Source organism: Rhizobium quercicola (genome assembly GCF_021168455.1).
In the GTDB taxonomy this organism is placed as follows: domain Bacteria; phylum Pseudomonadota; class Alphaproteobacteria; order Rhizobiales; family Rhizobiaceae; genus Ferranicluibacter; species Ferranicluibacter quercicola.
Map to the genome: position 1 here is coordinate 2,501 of NZ_JAJOZR010000028.1, position 4,984 is coordinate 7,484.

Sequence of the window (4,984 nt, forward strand, 5' to 3'; positions counted from 1 at the left end):
GACGTGGTGCTCTGCACCTGTTTGGTGGGTGACGTGGGCGATGGACAATAAAATCTCCTAAGAGAGAAGAAACCGGTTTGCATCGGCTTTAAGAGCCTGATGCCTGTTCTGATACATTGTGAAGAGAAGATATGTCTGGAGGCTTCCAGGTGTTGTGATTGGTCATCGAAAGGTGGTTGATGACGGCGTCCGAGCCCAGGCCCGTTTGAAACCGTATGAAGGTCTAGCCGATCCGATGCGGTCGAGGGTTTGGGGAAGGTAGGGAGCCTGCAACTCAGGCAGATGCCTTGTTGGTGATTTGGAATATCGAGCTTCGTATCCGTAAGGGTGCGGGGATCTTGGTGTTTCCGGTCACTTCTGATGGTCTGCTGGTGAGCGTTGCCTGACCGCGCGCTCTCAGACATTATCTCGAGAAGCTGGTCTTAAAGATCTGGCCTCGCAGTGCACCGGCGTGCCTGCAAAGAGGATCAGATCGAACACGTCGATGGCATCTCATAGAGGTCTGGTTGTAAAAGGTAACCAGGCCGTTGTTCCCCCGCATATCGTTAGCGAGGGAATGTCGTTCGCAGCACCCGCAAAGGTGCCCGGATGGCCAGGTTTTGCACCCCCCATCTTTCTTTTGCTCCAACAGGGGCGCAAGCGAGGAGGAAAGGTTTGCAAGACCCAACTAAGGATGAGCATTGGCAATGAGAACGATCAAGTGAATTAAGGGCAATTGGTGGATGCCTTGGCATGCACAGGCGAAGAAGGACGTGATACGCTGCGATAAGCTAAGGGGAGCTGCGAATAAGCTTTGATCCTTAGATGTCCGAATGGGGAAACCCACCTTAAGATACTTGGGAAATCTGTCGCGCTGTCTGGCGTGAGCAGTAAGTGGTGAGCAGTGAGCAGAAGAAATTCTACTTACGGCTTACGGCTCACTGATCACGGCTTCGAGAGCACGTCAGGTTTCCAAGTATCGATAATAAGGTATCTACACCTGAATCCATAGGGTGTAAGAGGCGAACGCAGGGAACTGAAACATCTAAGTACCTGCAGGAAAGGACATCAACCGAGACTCCGCAAGTAGTGGCGAGCGAACGCGGACCAGGCCAGTGGCGATGATTGCTAAAGCAGAACGACTTGGAAAGGTCGGCCATAGTGGGTGATAGCCCCGTATGCGGTGATGCTTTTATCGTCCTAGAGTAAGGCGGGACACGTGAAATCCTGTCTGAACATGGGGAGACCACTCTCCAAGCCTAAGTACTCGTGCATGACCGATAGCGAACAAGTACCGTGAGGGAAAGGTGAAAAGCACCCCGACAAGGGGAGTGAAAGAGAACCTGAAACCGGTTGCCTACAAACAGTCGGAGCCATTATTGGTGACGGCGTACCTTTTGTATAATGGGTCAACGACTTAGTGTGACATGCAAGCTTAAGCCGATAGGTGTAGGCGCAGCGAAAGCGAGTCTGAATAGGGCGTTTGAGTATGTCGCATTAGACCCGAAACCGAGTGATCTAGCCATGAGCAGGTTGAAGGTTGGGTAACACCAACTGGAGGACCGAACCCGCATCTGTTGCAATAGATTGGGATGACTTGTGGCTAGGGGTGAAAGGCCAATCAAACTCGGAGATAGCTGGTTCTCCGCGAAAACTATTTAGGTAGTGCGTCGAGCGAATACCTCAGGGGGTAGAGCACTGAATGGGCTATGGGGACTCACCGTCTTACTGATCCTAATCAAACTCCGAATACCTGAGAGTACTACTCGGCAGACACACGGCGGGTGCTAACGTCCGTCGTGAAGAGGGCAACAACCCTGACCTCCATCTAAGGTCCCCAAGTCATGGCTAAGTGGGAAAGGATGTGAGACTCCCAAAACAACCAGGATGTTGGCTTAGAAGCAGCCATCATTTAAAGAAAGCGTAACAGCTCACTGGTCTAATTAAGGGGTTTTGCGCCGAAAATGTAACGGGGCTAAAGCCATGCACCGAAGCTGAGGATGCGTATCTTAGGATATGCGTGGTAGCGGAGCGTTCCGTAAGTCTGTGAAGGAGGACCCGTGAGGGCCTCTGGAGATATCGGAAGTGCGAATGTTGACATGAGTAACGATAAAGAGGGTGAGAGACCCTCTCGCCGAAAGACCAAGGGTTCCTGCTTAAAGTTAATCTGAGCAGGGTTAGCCGGCCCCTAAGGCGAGGCGGAAACGCGTAGTCGATGGGAACCACGTTAATATTCGTGGGCCTGGTGGGAAGTGACGGATTGCGTAACTTGTTCTGACTGATTGGATTGTCAGGGCGGGGAAGCGGTTCCAGGAAATAGCCCCACCGTATAGACCGTACCCGAAACCGACACAGGTGGTCAGGTAGAGCATACCAAGGCGCTTGAGAGAACTATGCTGAAGGAACTCGGCAAATTGCACGCGTAACTTCGGAAGAAGCGTGACCCTTTTGTACGCAAGTATGATGGGGTGGCACAGACCAGGGGGTAGCGACTGTTTATCAAAAACACAGGGCTCTGCGAAGTCTTTAAGACGACGTATAGGGCCTGACGCCTGCCCGGTGCTGGAAGGTTAAAGGGAGAGGTGCAAGCTTTGAACTGAAGCCCCAGTAAACGGCGGCCGTAACTATAACGGTCCTAAGGTAGCGAAATTCCTTGTCGGGTAAGTTCCGACCTGCACGAATGGCGTAACGACTTCCCCGCTGTCTCCAGCATAGACTCAGTGAAATTGAATTCCCCGTGAAGATGCGGGGTTCCTGCGGTCAGACGGAAAGACCCCGTGCACCTTTACTATAGCTTTACACTGGCATTCGTGTCGGCATGTGTAGGATAGGTGGTAGGCTTTGAAGCGGGGACGCCAGTTCTCGTGGAGCCATCCTTGAAATACCACCCTTATCGTCATGGATGTCTAACCGCGGTCCGTTATCCGGATCCGGGACAGTGTATGGTGGGTAGTTTGACTGGGGCGGTCGCCTCCGAAAGAGTAACGGAGGCGCGCGATGGTGGGCTCAGAACGGTCGGAAATCGTTCGTCGAGTGCAATGGCATAAGCCCGCCTGACTGCGAGACTGACAAGTCGAGCAGAGACGAAAGTCGGTCATAGTGATCCGGTGGTCCCGCGTGGAAGGGCCATCGCTCAACGGATAAAAGGTACGCCGGGGATAACAGGCTGATGACCCCCAAGAGTCCATATCGACGGGGTTGTTTGGCACCTCGATGTCGGCTCATCGCATCCTGGGGCTGGAGCAGGTCCCAAGGGTTTGGCTGTTCGCCAATTAAAGCGGTACGTGAGCTGGGTTCAGAACGTCGTGAGACAGTTCGGTCCCTATCTGCCGTGGGTGTTGGAATATTGACAGGATCTGTCCCTAGTACGAGAGGACCGGGATGGACATATCTCTGGTGGACCTGTTGTCCTGCCAAGGGCATAGCAGGGTAGCTATATATGGACGGGATAACCGCTGAAGGCATCTAAGCGGGAAACCCCCCTGAAAACGAGTATTCCCTTGAGAACCGTGGAAGACGACCACGTTGATAGGCCGGGTGTGGACGTGCAGCAATGCATGAAGCTTACCGGTACTAATCGTTCGATCGAACTTGATCGTTCCCATTGCCCATGCTCATCGCTAGGCGAAGGCAAAGCCTTCGTCAGCTCGATGATGCATGTTCTGTGCTGACGCTGTCGCGGCTCTGCCGCTTCGCTCCGCACGGGCCGCGCCATAAGGCGCGACGCGCTCTGCGCTTGCCAAGCCTTGCGGCTTGGATCACAGCCAGACGCAAACTCCAAAGACGTGTTCAAATCCAGCGAAAACAAAAGCCACAAGCAAAGCCATAACCGGCTCAACGCTTACAGCTCACCATTCGCCAAAAATCCAGCTTCTCGTTTCGTTTGCCCTTAGCCGACCTGGTGGTTCTGGCGGGGTGGCCGCACCCGTTCCCATTCCGAACACGGCCGTGAAACGCCCCAGCGCCTATGGTACTTCGTCTTAAGACGCGGGAGAGTCGGTCGCTGCCAGGTCTGCTAAGCGCAAACAAACACATCATCTTCTCAATCACACTCAGTCCTATTCCCTTCCGCGGGGTGGAGCAGCCCGGTAGCTCGTCAGGCTCATAACCTGAAGGCCGCAGGTTCAAATCCTGCCCCCGCAACCAGCGACACTTGTAAATTAGACCATTCCAGATATTTGCTTTTAAGCTCCTCGCCATAACGGTCGAGGAGCTTTTTGCGTTTATCCTCCGTGTCGATCTCACCAGAAGCGATCCTGGCAACGAAATCGTTCTGCGCGGCGGCAACGAACTGCTGTTCCATCAAGTCCATGACATCCGTCTGCGCGAAGATGGCGGCGATCAGTCCGTGGACCTGCAGGGATGCCCGCTGATGGCCGGGCGTCTTGGTGGCATCGTTGGGCCACGCGGTCCGTTTCTCCGTCGTCGGGTCCTTGCGGTAGTTTCGTTTGTTCCAGACCATGCGGCCGACATAGCTCTCATTGTTGAGGATGCCGGTGCCACGGCGGACATGTCCGCGGATGGCCGTGTCACGCCATTTTTGCCATGTGTACCGATAACGCTTTCGTTGTTCAGCAGTTGCGCGATGTCGCGCGGCGACATGCCGTCGGCGTAGAGCCTGAAAATCCGCCGGACGATCACTGCCTTGTCAGGATCGATATCGCGTTGGCCGCGGATGGGGTCGCCCATCTCATCGCGCTGCTGCGAGAGCTTGTAGCGATAGGCGAGGCAAGTCGACGCCTTGCCCTTGCGCACAGCAGTCTTCATGCCTTCACGCGTCCGGTAACGGATCTGTTCGACCATCTCGTGGCCTAGGACTTATCGACATTCAGGATTCCCAAATCGGTTGATCGCTGATTCATAGAACTCCGTGTTGGGTCACGGAGGCCTTTGATGGCGGCGAAGCGGTATGAACTGAGCGATGGGCAGTGGGCAAAGATTGCGTCCTTGTTGCCGGGCAAGATTGGTGATCCGGGGCGCACCGGGTCGGACAACCGCTTGTTTA

The 4,984-nt window shown here is 54.4% G+C and carries 1 protein-coding gene, 1 tRNA gene, 2 rRNA genes and 1 pseudogene; 4 read left to right on the forward strand and 1 reads right to left on the reverse strand.

The window, feature by feature from the left end; translation table 11 throughout:
* The first annotated feature begins 694 nt into the window (after positions 1-694).
* From LRX75_RS23135 to LRX75_RS23145, 3 genes are all read left to right on the forward strand, one after another.
* Positions 695-3,578, forward strand: a 23S ribosomal RNA gene (locus LRX75_RS23135).
* 298 nt (positions 3,579-3,876) lie between these two features.
* Positions 3,877-3,991 (forward strand): 5S ribosomal RNA (rrf, locus tag LRX75_RS23140).
* A gap of 57 nt (positions 3,992-4,048) precedes the next feature.
* Positions 4,049-4,125, forward strand: a tRNA-Met gene (locus LRX75_RS23145).
* A 195-nt stretch (positions 4,126-4,320) separates the two neighbouring features.
* On the opposite strand, the gene LRX75_RS23150 is transcribed toward LRX75_RS23145, so the two are convergent.
* Positions 4,321-4,782 (reverse strand): recombinase family protein, encoded by a 462-nt coding sequence (locus tag LRX75_RS23150; RefSeq protein ID WP_231816923.1) that lies wholly within the window; start codon positions 4,780-4,782, stop codon positions 4,321-4,323.
* A gap of 90 nt (positions 4,783-4,872) precedes the next feature.
* On the opposite strand from LRX75_RS23150, the pseudogene LRX75_RS23155 reads away from it, so the two are divergent.
* A pseudogene (locus LRX75_RS23155) lies at positions 4,873-4,984 on the forward strand (IS5/IS1182 family transposase); the annotation flags it as partial.

Bases quoted from the DNA above. Each gene is read 5' to 3' on its own strand.
- LRX75_RS23150 (WP_231816923.1), bottom strand. From the start codon at position 4,782: ATGGTCGAACAGATCCGTTACCGGACGCGTGAAGGCATGAAGACTGCT.